At 54.7% G+C, this 1,016-nt stretch carries 1 protein-coding gene; it reads right to left on the reverse strand.

The genetic code is table 11. The annotated features are described in order from the left end of the window. A partial coding sequence (locus tag N6P30_RS24370; protein ID WP_260630012.1) for an IS5-like element IS5 family transposase occupies window positions 1-944 on the reverse strand: 944 nt, incomplete at its 3' end. Window positions 945-1,016 lie beyond the last annotated feature (72 nt).

The raw sequence follows: 1,016 nt of genomic DNA on the forward strand, positions 1-1,016 counted from the left end.
GCCCGAAACAGGTTGGCCAGCGTGAATAACATCGCCAGTTGGTTATCGTTTTTCAGCAACCCCTTGTATCTGGCTTTCACGAAGCCGAACTGTCGCTTGATGATGCGAAACGGGTGCTCCACCCTGGCCCGGATGCTGGCTTTCATGTATTCGATGTTGATGGCCGTTTTGTTCTTGCGTGGATGCTGTTTCAAGGTTCTTACCTTGCCGGGGCGCTCGGCGATCAGCCAGTCCACATCCACCTCGGCCAGCTCCTCGCGCTGTGGCGCCCCTTGGTAGCCGGCATCGGCTGAGACAAATTGCTCCTCTCCATGCAGCAGATTACCCAGCTGATTGAGGTCATGCTCGTTGGCCGCGGTGGTGACCAGGCTGTGGGTCAGGCCACTCTTGGCATCGACACCAATGTGGGCCTTCATGCCAAAGTGCCACTGATTGCATTTCTTGGTCTGATGCATCTCCGGATCGCGTTGCTGCTCTTTGTTCTTGGTCGAGCTGGGTGCCTCAATGATGGTGGCATCGACCAAGGTGCCTTGAGTCATCATGACGCCTGCTTCGGCCAGCCAGCGATTGATGGTCTTGAACAATTGACGGGCCAGTTGATGCTGCTCCAGCAGGTGGCGGAAATTCATGATGGTGGTGCGATCCGGCAGGGCGCTATCCAGGGATAACCGGGCAAACAGACGCATGGAGGCGATTTCGTACAGAGCATCTTCCATCGCGCCATCGCTCAGGTTGTACCAATGCTGCATGCAGTGAATGCGTAGCATGGTTTCCAGCGGATAAGGTCGCCGGCCATTACCAGCCTTGGGGTAAAACGGCTCGATGACTTCCACCATGTTTTGCCATGGCAGAATCTGCTCCATGCGGGACAAGAAAATCTCTTTTCTGGTCTGACGGCGCTTACTGCTGAATTCACTGTCGGCGAAGGTAAGTTGATGACTCATGATGAACCCTGTTCCATGGCTCCAGATGACAAACATGATCTCATATCAGGGACTTGTTCGCACCTTCCTTAG

Origin of the sequence: Enterobacter sp. PL1 (genome assembly GCF_945957325.1) — a bacterium.
Classification (GTDB): domain Bacteria; phylum Pseudomonadota; class Gammaproteobacteria; order Enterobacterales; family Enterobacteriaceae; genus Enterobacter; species Enterobacter roggenkampii.